This window comes from Mucilaginibacter flavidus, from assembly GCF_024055575.1.
Taxonomy (GTDB): domain Bacteria; phylum Bacteroidota; class Bacteroidia; order Sphingobacteriales; family Sphingobacteriaceae; genus Mucilaginibacter; species Mucilaginibacter flavidus.
On record NZ_JAMXOE010000024.1, the window covers coordinates 80,636 to 98,970 of the forward strand.

Consider the following 18,335-nt stretch of genomic DNA (forward strand, 5'->3'; position numbering starts at 1 on the left):
GTAATAATGGGAATGATAAAAGGCGCGCTGCAAAAACCAATAACTATACTGGTGATAGTGGCCGGGTTGTTTTTCTTTGGTATAAACGCTGTTCGCAATATTAAGATCGATATTTTTCCGGACTTAAACCTGCCGGTAATTTATGTATCGCACCCTTACGGTGGCTTTACACCCAACCAAATGGAGTCGTACTTCGGTAAGCAGTATGTTAACCTGTTGCTGTTTGTGTCGGGTGTGAAAAGCATCGAAACAAAAAATATACAAGGACTTACCCTTATAAAAGTAACTTTTTACGAAGGCACAAACATGGCTCAGGCCGCCGCCGAGGTGACCAGTTATACCAATCGTGCGCAAACTGGCTTTCCGCAAGGCTCGCAACCGCCGTTTATTTTAAGGTTTGATGCGTCTACACTCCCGGTAGGTCAACTGGTATTAAGCAGCCCTACCCGAACTAACAACGAACTGCTTGATTTTGCGGGAGTTTATGTGCGCTCGCAGTTTACCACCGTTCCCGGACTGGTTGCGCCGGCCCCGTTCGGCGGTAACCAGCGTACCATAGTTATAAAAATTGATCCTCAATTACTGCGCTCACACAATTTAACGCCCGACCAGATTGTACAGGCTTTGCGTGACAATAACCAGAATACCCCAGCTGGTAACGTACGTATGGGCGATTTAAACTACCTTACACCAGCCAACACCACAATTAAAAAAGTTGAAGATTTCGGGAATATTCCGCTATTTAAAAATGGCGTGCAAACAGTTTTTATGCACGACGTGGCAACGGTTGAAGATGGCGCTGATATTACAACAGGTTATGCATTAATAAACGGCAAGCGCTCGGTTTATCTGCCTATCACCAAAGCTGCATCCGCCTCAACCTGGGACGTGGTACAAAACCTGAAAAAGGCAATTCCGCGTTTTCAATCCCTGCTGCCGCCTGATGTGAAGCTTACCTTTGTATTCGACCAATCGGTATATGTTATAAACGCTGTGAAAAGTTTGGCCGAAGAGGGTGCAATTGGTGCGGTGCTAACCGGTTTAATGGTGCTGTTGTTTTTGGGCGATAGAAGAGGCGCACTGATTGTGATACTAACCATCCCAACCTGTGTTATCTCCAGTATATTCTTTCTTTACCTGTTCCATCAAACCATAAATATCATGACACTGAGCGGGCTTTCGCTTGCCATCGGTATTTTGGTGGATGAGTCGACGGTTACCATAGAGAATATTCACCAGCATTTTGACATGGGCAAGCCAAAGGCCTTGGCCATTTGGGATGCGTGTAAGGAGATTGCCTTCCCAAAATTGCTGATCCTGTTTTGTATCCTGGCCGTTTTTGCGCCTGCGTTTACAATGAGCGGTATACCCGGGGCCTTATTCCTGCCGCTGTCGCTGGCTATCGGTTTTTCAATGATTGTATCATACCTGTTGGCGCAAACATTTGTGCCGATAATGGCCAATTGGGTAATGAAAAATACCCACGAGGATAAAAGCCACGCCGATGGCTTTGCGCTGGAAGACGAGGGTGAACCATGGGAGCAAAAGGAACTGGCGATAAAAAATGCAACTGCGGGCAATGGCCACAAACTAACTCGTTTCGACAAATTCAGGTTGCGTTACCTGCGTTTTATGGACAGGATGATGCCTAACCGCAAAATTATTGTTCTCGGTTATGTTGTTGTTGCGTTTGGGCTGGCGTTTTTATTATTTAGTTTAATTGGGCACGATGTGTTGCCCAAGGTTAACTCGGGCACTTTCCAGGTAAGATTGCGAGGCGCCGACGGTACCCGGCTGGAACGTACAGAGGCAAGCACAATTAAAGCCTTGAAAGTTTTACAAAACCTGGTGGGAAAGCAAAATATCGAGATAACATCCACGATGGTGGGTTCGCACCCTTCATCTTTCTCAACAAACCCCATTTACTTGTTTATGGCTGGCCCGCAGGAGGCGGTAATGCAGGTTAGCCTTGTGGAGGATTATAAAGAAAACCTTGACGATTTGAAGGAACGCTTCCGCAAGGCTATGAAAAAGGAACTGCCGGAAATTAAAATATCGTTTGAGCCTATTGAGCTTACCGATAAGATTTTAAGCCAGGGATCGCCTACGCCAATCGAGATTGCGTTGACCGGCAAAAACAAAAAACAAAACGTTGAATATGCCAAAAAGGTAATAACAAAACTTGGCGAAATTGATTATCTGCGCGATATACAAATAGCTCAATCCTATAAATACCCCTCCATTTCGGTAAACATCGACCGTGTACGTGCTGCCGAATTGGGTGTAAGCTTGAATGAAATATCACGCACATTAACAGCTTCAACCTCATCGTCGCGCTTTACCGAAAAGAACAACTGGATTGATGAAAAGGCTGGTCTAAGCTATTTGGTGCAGGTACAGATCCCCGAATTTCAAATGGCCAGTATCGACGATATTCGCGAAATTCCAATTCTGAGCGGCCAGTCGCGCCCGGTGTTGGGTGATGTTGCCGATTTTAAGGTTGACACCACCTACGGTGAAAACGACAACATTGGTTCTGTGCCAACATTGTCGGTAACTGCCAATATCCACAAAAAAGATTTAGGTACTGCCACCAACGATGTAAATAAGGCTATTAAAGAATTAGGCAAACCACCGCGCGGACTAAGTATAGAACTACGCGGTCTTACACAAACATTAACCGAAACGTTAGACAGCCTGCAAACGGGCTTATTGGTGGCCATTATCGTAATATTCCTGATGCTGGCGGCTAATTTCCAGTCGTTTAAAATGTCGCTGGTAGTTTTGTCAACTGTGCCTGCGGTATTGTTCGGCTCGTTGCTGCTGGTAAAATTAACCGGGGCAACGTTAAACCTGCAATCGTATATGGGGATGATTATGTCGGTAGGCGTATCCATATCAAACGCTGTGTTGCTAATAACTAATGCCGAGGAATTGCGGAAACACAATGGCGACGCGCTCAAATCGGCCCGTGAGGCTGCTGCGCTGCGTATAAGGCCGATATTAATGACCAGTTTGGCCATGATTGTAGGTATGATACCGATGGCTTCGGGCCTCGGGGAGGGTGGTGATCAAACGTCGCCGCTGGGTCGTGCCGTAATAGGTGGGTTGCTGGCGTCAACCTTTGCTGCGTTATTGATACTGCCGCTTGTATTTGCCTGGGTACAGGGGAATGCCTCAACCGATTCTGTTTCGTTAGATCCTGAAGATAAAGAAAGTAAATTTTATGTCCCTTTGCACCATCATGAACATTCAACAAAATAAATCAAAACTTACCTTGCTGGCTCTTTTTATATGCGCAGGTTTACTGTCATCATGCGGCCCCGATAAAAAGCAGCAGGCGGAACAGGCCGAAGCCATGCAGCAGGAAGACGCTGTTGAAACACCGACTGTTAAACTTATAGCTGTTGAAAAAGGTAAGTTAAGCTCAACCATTGCCGTTCCGGGCGAGTTGCTGCCTTATCAGCAGGTCGATCTTTATGCAAAAGTAAACAGTTACGTTAAAAAACTACAGGTTGATATAGGCTCGCAAGTGCATACCGGGCAATTGTTAGCCACATTAGAAGCCCCCGAAATAAACTCGCAACTTGCCGGCGCACAATCGCGCATCAAACAGCAGGAGGCTATTTATTATGCCAGTAAAGCCACTTACGACCGTTTGCTGAATACCAGCAAAACACCCGGTACCGTATCGCAAAACGATTTGGAACAAGCTGAGGCCAAGAAAAACTCCGACCTGGCGAATGTTGAAGCCGCTAAATCGGCTTATAAAGAAGTTGGTGCCAGCGTTGCCTATTTGGAGATAAGGGCGCCGTTTGACGGCATCATCACCGCCCGCAACGTAAATTTAGGCGCCTATGTAGGCCCTGGCGGCAAAGGCACCGACCCGCTTTTTGTTTTGCAGGATCAGACAAGGTTACGCCTGGTGGTATCGGTACCTGAAAGATATACCGGTGGTTTAACCAATAAAAACGAAGTTACGTTTACTATACAAGCATTACATAACCAAAAATTCACAGCCAAAATACAACGCCTGGCTGGTGCACTTGATGAAAAGTTACGCTCCGAACGTTTAGAAATGGATGTTTACAACAAAGACAAAAAGCTGTTGCCGCATATGTTTGCCGAAGTAAATGTCCCATTGCCGTCAAGAGACAGTACTATCATCCTGCCAAAAACAGCGGTAGCTACTTCAACAGAAAGAGTATTTGTAGTACGGGTAACCAACCACAAAGCCGAATGGGTGGATGTGAAGAAAGGCCTTGAAGCCGATGGCAAAGTTGAAGTTTACGGCAACATAAAACCCGGCGACCAGGTGGTGTTGCATGCATCCGACGAGATACGGGATGGTTCGACGGTGAAGTATTAATAGAGTTACGATTTTAGATTTACGAATTACGATGTTTAGAAGACTAGCAATGGAACAAATCTAAAATCGTAAATCGTAATTCAACCCTATCCCAGCACCTCTTCCAGCACCTCGTGCGATTTTATATTCCCAAACCCTTCTATATGCAGCGCATAATAATCCAGCAATTTATTGATGAGGTATCGCCGTTCGTCGTTATTTAGTTTTATACCGGCAATATTTTCAAAGGTGCCTTGCAGCAGCATGGTAAAGTTTTGCGTATGGGGTGGTGAAAGGTATAAAACGCTATCAGGCTTAAAGCGGCTGAAGGTGCCGTTTTTTAGGTCGAAATAATCGGCTTCGCCCGCCAGGTAACGGTCCGGGTAAAAGCCGAGGTAACGGGTAAGGCGTATTAAAAATAGCAGGTGAAAGTTTGCTATTCCATCAGTTTGGTGGTCCAGCCATTCAATTGCACTAAAAACAAAATCAAACATATTTTCATCTGCCGATTGTTGTTTAACCGCCTTATACAATATCTCGTTTAGAAACATGGCCAGGCTGCTTTTTATCACATCGTAAGGTATAGACTGCAGCTGCGGCGAGTTTTTAACCTCTTTTATACGCTGTACATTGCCGGTTTCTTTATGATAAACTACCATATCAAGCAGGTGCAGCGGCTGCAGCATATTTCGTGCTATTTTTGCTTTTGGCTTTTTAGCCCCATTTACAATGTACGACTGTAGCCCGAATTTTTCGGTAAATACCTGTACCACTACGCTGCTTTCGCCATAGTCGGTAGTTTTAAACACTATGCCGCGGGTTTTATGCAGCATGGTTAAAAAGCAGTAATATTTTAGGGAGGAAGATGATTAACCCGGTTGCCAGTGCAAAGGCTGCCGCAATTACTACAGCCCCGGCGGCCATATCTTTTACACGGCCGGCCTTTTCGTTAAAACCTGGCGAAACCAGGTCAACCAGCGTTTCAATCATGGTGTTAAATATCTCGGTAACCAGTACTATGGTGACGCAAAGCATTACCCATTGCCATTCGCCCGAACTGATATGAAGGATGAAGCCTGCAATTGTTGCTAACACCGTCGCCACCAAATGGATGCGGAAATTTAGCTGGCTTGTGGTTGCATAAGCCACTCCTTTAAATGCATAACCAAAGCTACGTATTAGTTTTTTCATGTCACGTTCTTATCTATTCTCAAATTTCCGATTCCCCAAATCATCAAAGTTTCACATCTTCAAATTCAAACTACAAATCTGCACATAATCTCGTAGTTTTGCCCACCTGAAAATCATCAGTGAATAATGACCTGGAAAAAACTTGCTGACTTCATTCTGAAAAATCGATTGGCCGTATTGGTCGTCGTTATTTTGGGCTGCCTTTTTATGGGCTACCATGCAAGTAAGGTACGCATAACTTTTAATGGCGGGAAAGTGTTGCCGGTAACCGACTCAGCCTATATCCGCTACAACCAGTTTAAAAAGCTTTTTGGGCAGGATGCAACTACAATGGTGATGGGCTTTCAGTCGCCAAAGATATTTGATAAAGATGTTTATAACGACTGGCACAAAATAGCCAATGATATAAAAGCAACAAAGGGTATTAACGGCGTTATTTCGGTGGGTAATGTGTTCGATGTGGTAAAGGATACAATTCAGCATAAATATGTTCTGAAGCCTTTATCTCCGGCGTTAATTACTACCGACAAAGGAGCAGATAGCGTTAAACAGAAATTTCTTTCGCTGCCGTTTTATAAAGGGCTTGTATTGAGCGAGGATGGCAGGTCGACTTTAATGGCCATAAGTTTCGATGGCAAAATAATCAACACTCCTAAGCGTGTCCCTATTTTGAAAGCGATTTTAAAAGCGGGGCAGCAATTTGAACAAAAGCATAATATACAGGTACATTATTCAGGCTTGCCGTTGATACGTACTGTCGCCGGCGATTTAATAAAGAACGAATTTGTGTTGTTCCTGGGCCTATCACTGCTGATTACGATAAGTATCCTTGTGCTGATATTCCGCTCGTTTTATGCGGTGTTTTTTCCGGTGGTAGTGGTTTTGTTGGGTGTAACCTGTAGTTTAGGTACGCTGGTGCTTATGCATTATGAAATTACCATCCTGACCGGCATAATGCCCTCGCTGGTGGTAATTATCGGTATACCTAACAGTATCTTTATCCTTAATAAATATTACTACGAATACAACCACACCGGTAATAAAATGCAAGCCCTGCACACCACTATTGCAAAGGCTGGTGTTACTACGTTTGTGGCAAATATTACCACGGCGATAGGTTTTGGCGTGCTTTGCTTTACCAATAGCGAATTGCTGGTGCAATTTGGCATGGTGGCGTCGGCAAGCGTAATGGTAACATTTATATTAAGCATTATACTGGTGCCTATTATTTTCAGCTACCTGCCAAACCCTAAAGAGCGCCAAAGTAAAATAAAGGATCGCCCGGTAATTCAGGGCCTTTTAAACAAGCTGGATTATGTAGTTCATAACCACCGCAAAGCAATTTACGGTGTAACTGTAGTGTTGATACTTGTTTGTATTTTTGGGATAACCCTAATAAACGTTAATAGCTACGTGGTTGACGATTTGCCTAAAAGCAACAACACGGTAAAAGATCTGCGCTTTTTTGAGGCCAATTTTAAAGGTGTTTTACCGCTTGAGGTGAGTATTGATACCAAACGCAAAAATGGGGTAATGAACAATGCTGTGATCCGCAAGGTTGAAAGGCTGGAAAAGTTGATATCATCAAAGCCCGAGTTTAGCCGTTCGTTATCATTAACACAGGGTTTGAAGTTTTTAACCCAGTCGTTTTATGGCGGCAACCCCAACTATTACCGCTTACCCAGCGGCCTCGAGCAGGGTTTTATATTAAGCTACGCCGGCAATTCGGGCAAAAGCAATGATATGCTGAAAACCTATTTGGACAGCAACCGTCAATATACCCGCGTAACTTTCGAAATGGTTGACATCGGCTCAAAGAAGATGAATATTGTGTTAAAGGATCTTCAGCCAGGCATCGATTCCATCTTCAATCCTAAAAAATACCACGTCGAACTTACTGGTTCGAGCATTATATTTATAAAGGGCGCCAACTATATGGTTAAAAACCTGTACGAGAGCCTTGCCCTGGCTATTCTTTTAATTGCAGGAGTGATGTGGGTGTTGTTCAGGGGGATAAAAATGATAGCTATATCGTTATTGCCAAACTTAATACCGCTGGTTATTACCGCAGGTTTAATGGGTTTTTTCGGTATCCCTTTAAAGCCATCAAGCATCCTGATTTTTAGCATTGCCATGGGTATATCTTCTGATCAGACGATTTATTTTATCACCCGCTACAGACAGGAGTTGAGAAGCACCAACAAAAGCATATCGGCCATTGTATCTGATACCATCCGCGAAACCGGCATCAGCATGATTTATATTGCTATTATTTTATTCTTTGGCTTTGGCGTATTTGCGGCATCTACCTTTGGCGGAACCCAGGCTATCGGTATCCTGATTTCGATAACTTTATTCGTATCGATGATCAGTAACCTTACCCTGCTTCCTGCATTTTTGCTCAGTATGGAGAAGAGGACGGCTAAGTCCGAAAGTCGGAAAAGTCAGTAAAGCCCGAAAGAAAGAGCCTCCTGCAAGTAGTTTTGAATTTATAACGTTTCAACTTTACAACGTTTCAACTTTACAACGTTCAAACCTTACAACAACAAAAATGAATCTCAATCTCACCAACAAAGTAGCCATTGTGCTGGCAGCCAGCAAAGGCCTGGGCAAAGCTATCGCCACTTCGCTATCTGCCGAGGGCGCAAAGGTTATCATTGGCTCGCGCGATGAAAATGAACTGGCTAAAACGGCCGCCGAAATACACGGAATAACTGGTAACGAAGTTATAGCCATACCTGTTGATGTTTCGAATGGAGAAGCTGTTAAAGAGTTTATTGAACAGGCTGCAGCCAAATTTGGCCGGATAGATATTTTATTGAATAATGCAGGTGGCCCGTCGTTTAATAAATTCGAGAATTTTGACGACGATGCCTGGCAGAAAGCTTTTGAGCTTAACCTGCTTAGCTTTGCACGTACCAGCAGGCTGGTATTGCCGCATATGCAAAAAACAGGCAGCGGGCGCATTATTAATATCATCAGCGGTTCTGTAAAGGCGGTGCTGGCAAGCTCAGTACTTTCAACGGCTATGCGCATGGGTGTTGTGGGTATGGCTAAGTTAATGGCCGATGAATTTGGGCCTTACAACATCACTGTAAACAACGTTGCTCCGGGTATGATATTGACAGACCGGCTAAAACACACCATTCCGCAAGGCATCGACCCAGAACAGGCGCTTGCCGAAAAAGCCAAGAATATTCCGCTTGGCCGCATTGGCAAACCCGAAGAACTTGCAGCACTGGTTACCTTCCTTGCCTCTGAACATGCTGCTTACATTAGCGGTACTACCATTCAAGTTGACGGCGGAGCAAGCCGTGGAATATTTTAGAATATTATTTGTTAACTTGTATGAAAAATATCGTACGGGTAACGATTTGTTAACAACTGAAACACTTTGATATTATAATAGTTATAGGTATGACAATATATCGTCATATCTATGAAGACACTTTACATTCTACCCCCTAAAGCACCGGTTTTTATTTTAGTCCTGTTGCTTTCCTTTTGCACTGGTGCGTTGGCCCAGGTAACGCCAATTGACACCATTAAGCCCGGCAAAGGCGACCCCAAAGAGCAATTAAAACAGATTAAAGCTGCCAAAGTAAGCCAGCTTTCTGACTCTGCAGCCACCCAGCCAAAGAAAAGTCCCTTAATTGATACCACCATGCGTAACAAGTACGGCGATTTATTAAATGATGATATTAAATTTAACCCCAAATATCCTTTTTGGAAACCGGCGATTGAAGTTTTGGGCATCAACGTATTTACAAACGGACTCGACCGGGCCCTGGGCGAAAATTTCTCGCATGTTGGCCCCTCAACCTGGAACTATAATTTTAATAAAGGATGGGAATGGGATGCGGACCGCTTTGGTATTAACTTTATTGGCCACCCTTACACCGGGTCGATGTATTTTAACGCTGCACGGTCGCAGGGATATGGCTATTTCCAGTCAATACCTTATGGTGTTGGTGGCAGTTTGATGTGGGAATATTTTGGCGAAACAACGCGCCCTTCATACAACGACCTTATCAACACAACGTTGAACGGTGCGTTTTTAGGTGAGATCTTTTACAGGCTCAGTTCCAATATTTTGGACGACCGCACCCGCGGCGGTAACAGGGTTTTCCGCGAAATTGCCGCCGGGCTTGTCGACCCTGTTCGTGGTCTTAACAGGCTGCTGCAGGGAAAGTCCTTCAGGCATACAAATACCGAAGTTTACCAAAAGGAACCACTAAACATCACCATATTTTCAGGTGTGCACAAAATAAACGACCAGAATAGTACGGTATTTGGCACAGGCCCTACTGAAATACTGTTGAATGTTCAACTTGATTACGGTAACCCCTTTGAAGATATCCACCGCAAGCCATTCGACTTTTTCCGCCTGCGTACCGAATTTAGCTTTGGCTCGGGCCGGAAATTTTTGGATAACTTAACCGGTTATGGCATTTTAGCTGGTAATAATACAAACATCGGCAAGCTATCGGTAATGTACGGTGCTTTCCAGTATGATGATTATTGGGATAATAAAACCTTTGAGTTGGGCGCCCTTGGTTTTGGCGGTGGTGTGTTCACAAAATACCCTATCAGCAAAGATGTAATGCTTTACACCAATGCCCATTTTGCCTTAGTACCTTTAGCCGGCAACAGCACCCGTTTTGGGCCGGATACCTCACAGGTGCGCGACTATACTTACAACGACGGGCTTGAAGCGAAAGTTGAGAGCACCATTAACTTTGGTAAATATGCAAGTGTATCGATGGTATATTACTACTTTTTAATGCATACCTATTACGGCGCGCCGGGCAATAATTATGTAAGTATTTTAAAACCGCGGGTTACTTTCAGGATAGCTGAGAACCTCAGCCTTGGCTTTGAACACTTTATTTATTACGACGACAGGTATTTAAAGGCACTGGCCCCAATACATTCTGCACGTACAGAACAAAAAGTATTCCTTTCCTGGTTTTTAGAAGATCCACAGCGTAAAGGAAGATATAATTAAAAAGAGTCAAGAGCCAAGAATCAAGAGCCAAGAGCCAAGAATTAAGAGCCAGGAATCAAGAGGCAAGCCTAAAATAGTGCGGGCATTTATCTTGATTCCTGGCTCTTGATTCTTGGATCTTCTTCTATAGTAATTTCGGGTTCAGTTCCGAATCGATCTCAGTACCAATTGGTACACCCATCAGCCACTTTTCGTGGTCGTTTTTTTGCCAGTCGTTTTTGTAAGGGGTAATGCGGGCGCCATCAGCTACGTAAATAATAGTCATAACCTCGCGCATTTTGTTTGAGTTATTACTGTTGGCATGGTGCATGGTGAATCCACGGTGCCAGGTAGCATCACCGGCCTTCATGGTATTGGCGCGGCTTATTGGGAACTTGTGTTCCTTCACATAATCGGCAAAAGCACTCTCCGACTCATCCGATATCTCATAATTAAAAATAGAGCCTTCGGTATACGAGCCTGATGCAAAAGTAAGCATGCCCATATCCACATCAATATCAACCAGCGGCATCCACATGGTTATGGTGTTAAAAGTATCTATTGGCCAATAGTATTGGTCCTGGTGCCATGGGGTTGGGCCGCCACCCGGTTCTTTAAAAAGGGCCTGGTCGTGGTAAATCCGTACATTTTTCACCCCCATCAGGTCGGCAGCAATTTTCGCCATCCTTTTGGCTAATACAAACCTGCGCGTATCTTCATCATTTTGCCACAGGTTCATGATCTGCAAAAACGCTTTGCCGTAGGTATCGCGGTCTTCCAGTTTGCGTTTTTCGGTGTTGTAACGGTCGGCTGCGCCTACTATAACCGGTCGGTACACGGCAATTTCTTCTTCGGAAAGTACACCCGTGACAAGTGTGTGTCCCTTTTCCCGGAATTCATCAATATTGTCTTGGGGTACTGTCTTAATATCGTCGAGCGATGGCAATGTTGTGATACTCATTGTGGTAATTTGGTTATTCTCAAAGTAAATTATACTTTTTTCTGAAAAAAATGGTTTAAATGGAATAATAATGGATTATTTTATCCGTACATTTAATCTATCATAATAAATTATTAAAATATACTATGATAAAGGCTTCGTACGAGATACTGCAGCCGGCAAACGGCCAGTCGTTCCTCTTCCGGAAGTTCGATAGCGTTGGTTTTGATGCGCCGTATCACTTTCATCCCGAGTACGAACTCACTTACATTCTCGAGGGCAGCGGCAAACGTTATGTTGGCAGCCACATGCAAAACTTTACCGCCGGCGATTTAGTGCTCTTAGGCCCCAATCTGCCCCATTGCTGGAAACTGGAGCACGGCAACCACACAGAAAACAAGGGAAGCGCTATTGTAATTCAATTTGACGTTGCTTTTTTAGGTGATGATTTTTTCGATAAGAATGAATTGCAGCACATCAAACGCCTCTTTCAAAAAAGTGGTAGCGGCATCAGTTTTCATGGTGATACCCAAAAAATTGTCAGCCAAAGCCTGTTGGCATTAAGTGATGAACAAAATGCCTTCAAATTGCTGATAGGCCTGCTGGAAGCTTTGCAACGATTAGCGCAATCGTCTGAATATGTCCAGCTTGACCAAAACCATGTGATAGGTGAGCGTACACTCGCGGAGCAGGAACGTATTAACCCCGTATTTGCCTATTTGGTTGAAAACTTCAGGCAGCAGGTATCATTAGACGCCGCAGCCGGCATTGCCAATATGACTACCAACGCATTCTGCAAATACTTTAAAAAAATTACCCGCAAAACCTTTATGGAAACCATAATTGAGTACCGCCTTAATTATGCTACACAACAATTAGTGCAAACCGATAAACCTATATCCGAAATTGCCTTTGAAAGCGGCTTTGGTGACGTATCGCACTTTTATAAAATGTTTAAGGTGAAAATGCACCTCAGCCCGCTCAATTACCGCAAAAAGTTTATGCGGAGCTTCCACGAAACTGATGATAAGGGCGTAGGATAGATGAAAGTCGGGGATTAAGATAAAAACCGTCATGCTGAATTGTAAAACCCTGTAGCCTCTTAAGGTGAAAATGACAAAAGAGGTGTCATGCTGAGGTTCTCGAAGCATGAGCGCAATGGCCTATACGACATGCTTAGCACGCGGGCAAGGGCCTTTACGCTCACCCTTCGAGTGTCTCAGAGTGACATGCCATCGCACCTTCAATAGATAGCCTGGGGCATTGTTTTAATAGGCAGATTGTATCGCTTGTATCAGTGTATTGAGCAATATGGTGATACAGAACAACCCTGCGGTTAATAGGAGGGTTTCGTATATGTGTGTATGTTATATCGGCCGATGCAGATAAGCTGGGCATTGTTTTAATAAGCAGGTTGTATCGCTTGTATCGGTGCATTGAGCAATATGGTGATACAGAACAATCAAACGGGTTGGATATAAATAATAGAAGGTTTGGGTATCATGTGTATGTTATATCGGCCTATGCAGATAAGCTGGGTATTGTTTTAATAAGCAGGTTGTATCGCTTATATCGGTGTATTGAGCAATATGGTGATACAGAACAGTCAAATGGGCAACTTCTATTATCGGTAAAAGATAGACAGCTATTGTATTAAGTATAAAAGGATTTATAATAATTATATATTGATAACTCTTTATATTGATATATCCCTTGTTTGTATTGCTGTATCACTGTGGTGTCCACTATAGCGATACAAGCGATACAGCTATTATTGTATTAAGTATAAAAGGTTTATAATAATTATATATTGATAACTCTTTCTATTGATAAAGTCCCAGGGAAATCGCGTTTAACTCGGTTGACTTTAGAAGACTCCCCTGGAGTCAAAAATTCTGTATGATTACTTCTATAAACAGGCAACTCCTCTGGAGTTGAAGTCAAAGGTTTGTTGTCATAGCTCCAGAGGAGCGACCTGTTTATAGACAGAATTTGGTAGTTGTTGGACTCAAGCGGAGTCCCCTGCTTTGAAAGTATTTTCCTGATAAATCCGTTAGTTTGTACTACTGTATCACTGTGGCGTCCATTACTACGATACAAACGATACAGTAAAATCAATCTGCCCAAACCGCAACACTCCATGCCGGCAAACTTACCGCCAGCGAACTGCCATTGGTAACTGGCATTACGTTGCCATAAACAATTTTAAGCTTATTGCCCAGCCCGCGAATGATGTTTGCAGTTACTGGTTTATCTGAAAGGTTAACCGCTACTATAAATTGCTTATTACCATCATATCGCATAAAGCTGAATACGTGCTCATTATCATTAGCCAATGTTTTATAAGTTCCGGTTGAAATTACCGGGTTGGCTTTGCGAATGGCTATCATATGCCGGTAAAAGTTCCAGAGCGAATTTTGGTCGTTTTGCTCCTCTTCTAACGACACACCATCATTGGGCCTGTCACTGTTAAACGTGTCTTTATGCGGCCCTTTTTGTTTATACCAGTAAGCCATGCCCTTGCCCTGGTCGGTTTTATACCATTCAAAAGCTTCTCGGTCGGGCAGTTCATTGGCATCGGTAGGGCCGAATGTTGCGCTATTACCTGTCATCCCCAGTTCCTGCCCGTAATAAATGGATGGGACGCCACCCAGCAGCAGGTTTAGCGCGGCGCCAATTTTTAGTTTGTCCACATCGCCATTTACACCAAAACTGAAACGGGGCGTATCGTGGTTCTCAATAAACACTATTTGCTGCTTATTTGCAGGCGTTGCCAAAAAGGTTGAATCAGCATTATCTGTCAGCATTTTTTTGCTGAAAGCCCGAATTGAATAGGCCAGCCTGAATGCAAATACCCTGTCGACACCGCCGTGGTCCAAATAATCAAGGCCTAAACTCAGCCACTGGGCCTGTTCGGCGATAATTTTTATTGTGGGGTTTACCACCCGTAACTTGTTGATCAGCGGGTTCCAAAAGGTATCAAACAAATGGGGCATCAGGTGTTTGCCGTCAAGATCGTCCATCATATGGTCAAGCCTGAAGCCATCCACTCCGTCGTCAAATTTGCCATCCCCGTTGGGGTCTATCCAGTATTTAAAAAGCCCGTAGTTGTAATCCAGCACCTTAGGGCTGTTCAGGTTTACGGTGGTTATTTTGCGGTAAACGCTGTCGTAGCCAAGCAGACCATTTACACCAAATACAATGCTGGTGGGTTTGGTATGCTCTTTATCGTCGTAAATAATATAGTCACTGTATTTCGATGCGGGATTGTTTATCCCATCCGTCCACCAAATATGGTCTTCGGTTACATACTGGGTTTCCATATCCATATAGAACTTCATGCCACGGCGGTGAAGGTCTTTTACCAGCGCCAGGTAATCGGCTAATGTCCCGTACCGGGGATCTATCTTCTTAAAATCGCTCGAGAAATAATTGTGATAAAACACTGACTCGTATAGCGGCGTAAGCAATACGGCTGTAACGCCCAGCTTTTGCAGGTAATCCAGTTTTTGGCGTATCCCGTTAAGGTCGCCGTGTAAATCGCCATTACTGTCGTAAAAACTGCGTTGAAAAATGTGGTATATTATTTCTTCCTGATTAACTGGCGTTTTTTTTTGAAATGCGCTGGCAGTGCCGATAGTTAAAATACTCAGCAACAGCGCGCTTATTAATGCATTAGCTTTCATTTAGGATGTTTATTGGCAAGGTGAATGTAAATATCAGGCCCCTGTTAAACAATGCCGAACTTATTATAAAAATGGTAAATTTTATCATTAAAGATTAGGATAGTTGTTGACAGACAGCTTAAATGGTACGATAATGAATAATATCCCCCAGCAAATAGGTTATATCGTCATTTTTTAAACTAAAAATTAACCTTTCTTTTGCGCGTTCGTTTTATGTTGTTGCTTTATTTGGATACCGCTTAATTGTTTTACTGACATTTGTAGCAAATTACCTAAACTATACGTTACAGCCAGGAAGCGGAGAATACATCTGCATTAAAAACATTTTACAGCTCAAAATACAATGGTAATATTCCGTACCAGGCCAGAAAATATTACGCCAACGCCACGATTTAAAACTTTAGAGATATCGAATCCGGCATACGAAAGTAATAATCTCCGGTTTATAACAGTAAAAACCCCAAACCTAAAAGGGCGCGGCGACATATGTGTTTATGTTCCTCCCGGTACCGGGCCTAATGATACTTTACCCATCGTTATACTTTTACATGGTGTTTATGGTAGTGCCTGGAGCTGGCCTTTAAGTTCAGGCGTTCATATAAATGCACATGAACTTATCGAAAAAGGCCAATTGCCGCCAATGATAATTGCCATGCCATCCGACGGAATGTGGGGCGATGGATCGGCATTTTTACCGCTCGACGGTTACAATTTTGAAAAATGGATAGCCGAAGATGTACCTGACGCAATAATTGAAACAATAAGGGGTGCCAACAGCCAATCGCCATTGTTTATTGCAGGATTATCAATGGGTGGTTTCGGTGCATTGCGTATTGGCGCAAAGTATGGCCATAAGTTCAGGGCCATTGCCGGGCACTCATCAATGACCAGCCTGCCGCAAATAAAGTTTTTTGTTGAAGAATCGCTAAAGCATTACGCGCAGGATAATATTACCGACGAAGATGTTTTTGAAACCTTTTTAAAATATCGCAAGCAGTTGCCGCCGGTTAGGTTTGATTGCGGCGTTAACGATTTGCTGATTAATTATAACCGTGCCCTTCACAAAAAAATGGATAATGAAGGGATGCTGCATCAATATGTTGAAAATGCAGGCGGGCACGAGTGGAGTTATTGGGCAACCCACATCATCCATACCTTAAAGTTTTTTGCCTGTTACCTGTAGTTTAGTGTCAATCATAAATTAACGGTTAGTCTCAAATCGAAAGTCTTGAGTTCTAAGTCAGAAAAGGTAAGAATTCGACTAATGACTTCCAACTAAAGACTCTTGACTTAACAGCAGTTCAGGCACGTTTTTGGTGAATTATCATAAATACGTAAGTTTTTTTAATTTGATAAAACAGAATGCTCTGTTATTACGTTAGTACATCATATAAATGCATTCTCGCATTTATAATTGTGATAAGGTTTAGGTTGAAAGCCCCCAAGCAGCGAGTGCAAGGGGGTTTTCGTATTTTGTGATTTATTGTTGAAAAGTTGAAAGGTTGCAATGTTGAAAGGTTTCTGCCCTGCGTTCGGCAAACCGTCGACAAAATTTATACCTTGCCAACATTTACCAGGTCAACAATAGAACAATCAATCAAACATTCCAACTTTACAACCTTGCAACATTCCAACAATTCAAAAACAATCAAACAACAACTATACAACCAATGCTTAAGTTATGTACAAAAAAGCATGGAAGCTGCCCAGCTGGCAATTAATGAAGCCCAAAAGGCATCAACCGACGATACAAAGAGCAGTGCCGGCGATAAATACGAAACCGGGCGCGAAATGATGCAGCAGGAAACCGACCGCAACATGAAGCAGCTAAATGAAGCAAACAAATTAAAGGTTGCCCTAAACAAAATAAACCCAAACACTGTTGCAGATAAAGCCGACACCGGGAGCGTTGTGATGACTGATAATGGCAATTTTTACATTGCCGTTAGTGCAGGGATATTAATGGTTGATGACGGAAAATATTTTGCTGTTTCGCCGGCATCACCAATTGGAGCAAAGCTTTTAGGGCAAAAAGCAGGGGCAATGTTTAAGTTGAACGACAAAACCTATCAAATAAAACAGGTTATTTAATGTATTTTTAAAATAAGTTGCGTGTATTTGTAAATAGTTGCAGTAAGTATAAAATATCTATTACTATATTTGATGTTAATAAAAGGTGGTGAGCAAAAAGTAGACTTGCCCGTAATAAATTAAATTTTGATGAACATATTCGTAGGAAGTCTTCCTTTCTCATTAGAGGAAGCCGATTTAAAAGAGCTTTTCGAAGCCTATGGTGAAGTTAGCACCGTTAAATTAATTAGTGACAGGGAAACCGGCAGAAGCAAGGGTTTCGGCTTTGTTGAAATGCCAGACGATGAGGCTGCTCAGAAAGCCATCACCGGCTTAAACGGCGCTGATGTTAAAGGCAGGTCAATTGCAGTTAGCCAGGCTGAAGAAAAGAAACGCGACGATCGCAGAGGCGGCGGCGGCGGCGGTTATGGTGGCAACCGCGGTGGCGGTGGTGGCTATGGCGGCGGCGGTGGCAACCGTGGTGGTAGTGGCGGCGGTGGCGGCTACTCAAGGGACAACAACCGTGGCGGTGGCGGCGGTGGTAGCCGTTGGTAATATAAAATACAAGTAAAGGGCCTGCCCGCCAGGGTGCGCCTTTTACTCTCTATCTACCTGTGTAAGCAAACTCACAATTTGCAGTGCTTTTAGTCCTTTAGGTCTTTCAGTGGCTTGCCTTTGGTTTTTGTATACTAAACCTTGTTAAGCTGGTAATTGTTTAAATTACCGGGATGTGTTTCCTACGCTTTTTTGGTGCGGATGGTAAACACCTGGTCCGGTCAATCTTAAATTGATCGGGGTTGAGGTTATTTTCTTGAAATTTTTATCATTCAATATTCATTATTGAGGATTCGCACTTGCTTTGCCTGTTTTGTATCCAATCCATCAAGCTTTCGTAGTTTTAATCTTGCGAATTAAGGCGCCCGTGTGTAAATTAATGTGAGTTCGATATAAGAACACGATCCTTTAAGCTGCGGGTAAAACCACAAGAGCTGGTCTTCGCCTCACCCTGCCCTCTCCAAAGAGTAATAGCCTATCATTAGACAGGGGCAATAATTGGTAAGGCACATTTATTAATTAATATGTCGAATATCGATTTGTTACCCCGGTAATTAT

General features: G+C 43.3%; 13 protein-coding genes. 9 read left to right on the forward strand and 4 right to left on the reverse strand.

The genetic code is table 11. The features are described from left to right. Window positions 1–6: 6 nt before the first annotated feature. Window positions 7–3,264 carry an efflux RND transporter permease subunit gene (locus NAF19_RS25145; RefSeq protein WP_252793122.1) on the forward strand — a complete coding sequence of 1,086 codons (3,258 nt, stop codon included), beginning with the start codon at window positions 7–9 and terminating at the stop codon, window positions 3,262–3,264. Continuing rightward, the gene (locus tag NAF19_RS25150) at window positions 3,245–4,369 is read left to right on the forward strand and encodes an efflux RND transporter periplasmic adaptor subunit (RefSeq protein WP_252793123.1); all 1,125 of its coding nucleotides are present in this window, start codon (window positions 3,245–3,247) and stop codon (window positions 4,367–4,369) included. The genes NAF19_RS25145 and NAF19_RS25150 overlap by 20 nt, the downstream gene beginning before the upstream one ends. A gap of 86 nt (window positions 4,370–4,455) precedes the next feature. On the opposite strand, the gene recO is transcribed toward NAF19_RS25150, so the two are convergent. Together recO and NAF19_RS25160 are read right to left on the reverse strand one after the other, a co-directional pair. After that, entirely contained in the window at window positions 4,456–5,181 is a 726-nt protein-coding gene (recO, locus tag NAF19_RS25155) for a DNA repair protein RecO (RefSeq protein ID WP_252793124.1), read from the reverse strand. Next, window positions 5,171–5,539, reverse strand: coding sequence for a diacylglycerol kinase family protein (locus NAF19_RS25160; protein WP_252793125.1), 369 nt, complete (start codon window positions 5,537–5,539; stop codon window positions 5,171–5,173). Before NAF19_RS25160 ends, recO begins: the two co-directional genes overlap by 11 nt. A gap of 126 nt (window positions 5,540–5,665) precedes the next feature. On the opposite strand from NAF19_RS25160, the gene NAF19_RS25165 reads away from it, so the two are divergent. The 3 genes from NAF19_RS25165 (at window position 5,666) to NAF19_RS25175 (ending at window position 10,547) form a co-directional block, all read left to right on the forward strand. Next, window positions 5,666–7,990, forward strand: a complete 2,325-nt coding sequence (locus NAF19_RS25165; protein ID WP_252793126.1) for an efflux RND transporter permease subunit — start codon at window positions 5,666–5,668, stop codon at window positions 7,988–7,990. A gap of 100 nt (window positions 7,991–8,090) precedes the next feature. Then, on the forward strand, window positions 8,091–8,867 hold the full coding sequence (locus NAF19_RS25170) for an SDR family oxidoreductase (RefSeq protein WP_252793127.1): 777 nt from the start codon (window positions 8,091–8,093) through the stop codon (window positions 8,865–8,867). Between the two features lie 111 nt (window positions 8,868–8,978). After that, on the forward strand, window positions 8,979–10,547 hold the full coding sequence (locus tag NAF19_RS25175) for a DUF3943 domain-containing protein (RefSeq protein ID WP_252793128.1): 1,569 nt from the start codon (window positions 8,979–8,981) through the stop codon (window positions 10,545–10,547). 124 nt (window positions 10,548–10,671) lie between these two features. Here the strand turns inward: NAF19_RS25175 and NAF19_RS25180 are convergent, their stop codons facing one another. Continuing rightward, window positions 10,672–11,487, reverse strand: coding sequence for a phytanoyl-CoA dioxygenase family protein (locus NAF19_RS25180; RefSeq protein WP_252793129.1), 816 nt, complete (start codon window positions 11,485–11,487; stop codon window positions 10,672–10,674). A gap of 125 nt (window positions 11,488–11,612) precedes the next feature. Here NAF19_RS25180 and NAF19_RS25185 point away from each other — a divergent pair, with 125 nt between their 5' ends. Continuing rightward, window positions 11,613–12,509: an AraC family transcriptional regulator gene (locus NAF19_RS25185; RefSeq protein ID WP_252793130.1), complete on the forward strand. Its 897-nt coding sequence runs from the start codon at window positions 11,613–11,615 to the stop codon at window positions 12,507–12,509. Between the two features lie 1,071 nt (window positions 12,510–13,580). Here NAF19_RS25185 and NAF19_RS25190 read toward each other — a convergent pair. Beyond that, entirely contained in the window at window positions 13,581–15,152 is a 1,572-nt protein-coding gene (locus NAF19_RS25190) for an alpha-amylase family glycosyl hydrolase (protein WP_252793131.1), read from the reverse strand. A 343-nt stretch (window positions 15,153–15,495) separates the two neighbouring features. Here NAF19_RS25190 and NAF19_RS25195 point away from each other — a divergent pair, with 343 nt between their 5' ends. The 3 genes from NAF19_RS25195 (at window position 15,496) to rbp (ending at window position 17,777) form a co-directional block, all read left to right on the forward strand. Further along, the gene (locus tag NAF19_RS25195; RefSeq protein WP_252793132.1) at window positions 15,496–16,335 is read left to right on the forward strand and encodes an alpha/beta hydrolase; all 840 of its coding nucleotides are present in this window, start codon (window positions 15,496–15,498) and stop codon (window positions 16,333–16,335) included. Between the two features lie 512 nt (window positions 16,336–16,847). Next, a complete protein-coding gene (locus tag NAF19_RS25200; protein ID WP_252793133.1) occupies window positions 16,848–17,243 on the forward strand; it encodes a 3-oxoacyl-ACP synthase in 396 nt (131 codons plus the stop codon). Window positions 17,244–17,372: 129 nt separating this feature from the next. After that, window positions 17,373–17,777, forward strand: a complete 405-nt coding sequence (rbp, locus tag NAF19_RS25205; RefSeq protein WP_252793134.1) for an RNA-binding regulator — start codon at window positions 17,373–17,375, stop codon at window positions 17,775–17,777. Window positions 17,778–18,335: the final 558 nt, after the last annotated feature.

Coding starts and splice junctions, on each gene's coding strand:
- NAF19_RS25180 (WP_252793129.1), bottom strand. CDS start 11,487: ATGAGTATCACAACATTGCCATCGCTCGACGATATTAAGACAGTACCC.
- NAF19_RS25200 (WP_252793133.1), top strand. CDS start 16,848: ATGGAAGCTGCCCAGCTGGCAATTAATGAAGCCCAAAAGGCATCAACC.
- NAF19_RS25150 (WP_252793123.1), top strand. CDS start 3,245: ATGAACATTCAACAAAATAAATCAAAACTTACCTTGCTGGCTCTTTTT.
- NAF19_RS25145 (WP_252793122.1), top strand. CDS start 7: ATGGGAATGATAAAAGGCGCGCTGCAAAAACCAATAACTATACTGGTG.
- NAF19_RS25165 (WP_252793126.1), top strand. CDS start 5,666: ATGACCTGGAAAAAACTTGCTGACTTCATTCTGAAAAATCGATTGGCC.
- NAF19_RS25190 (WP_252793131.1), bottom strand. CDS start 15,152: ATGAAAGCTAATGCATTAATAAGCGCGCTGTTGCTGAGTATTTTAACT.
- NAF19_RS25185 (WP_252793130.1), top strand. CDS start 11,613: ATGATAAAGGCTTCGTACGAGATACTGCAGCCGGCAAACGGCCAGTCG.
- NAF19_RS25175 (WP_252793128.1), top strand. CDS start 8,979: ATGAAGACACTTTACATTCTACCCCCTAAAGCACCGGTTTTTATTTTA.
- rbp (WP_252793134.1), top strand. CDS start 17,373: ATGAACATATTCGTAGGAAGTCTTCCTTTCTCATTAGAGGAAGCCGAT.
- NAF19_RS25160 (WP_252793125.1), bottom strand. CDS start 5,539: ATGAAAAAACTAATACGTAGCTTTGGTTATGCATTTAAAGGAGTGGCT.
- NAF19_RS25195 (WP_252793132.1), top strand. CDS start 15,496: ATGGTAATATTCCGTACCAGGCCAGAAAATATTACGCCAACGCCACGA.
- NAF19_RS25170 (WP_252793127.1), top strand. CDS start 8,091: ATGAATCTCAATCTCACCAACAAAGTAGCCATTGTGCTGGCAGCCAGC.
- recO (WP_252793124.1), bottom strand. CDS start 5,181: ATGCTGCATAAAACCCGCGGCATAGTGTTTAAAACTACCGACTATGGC.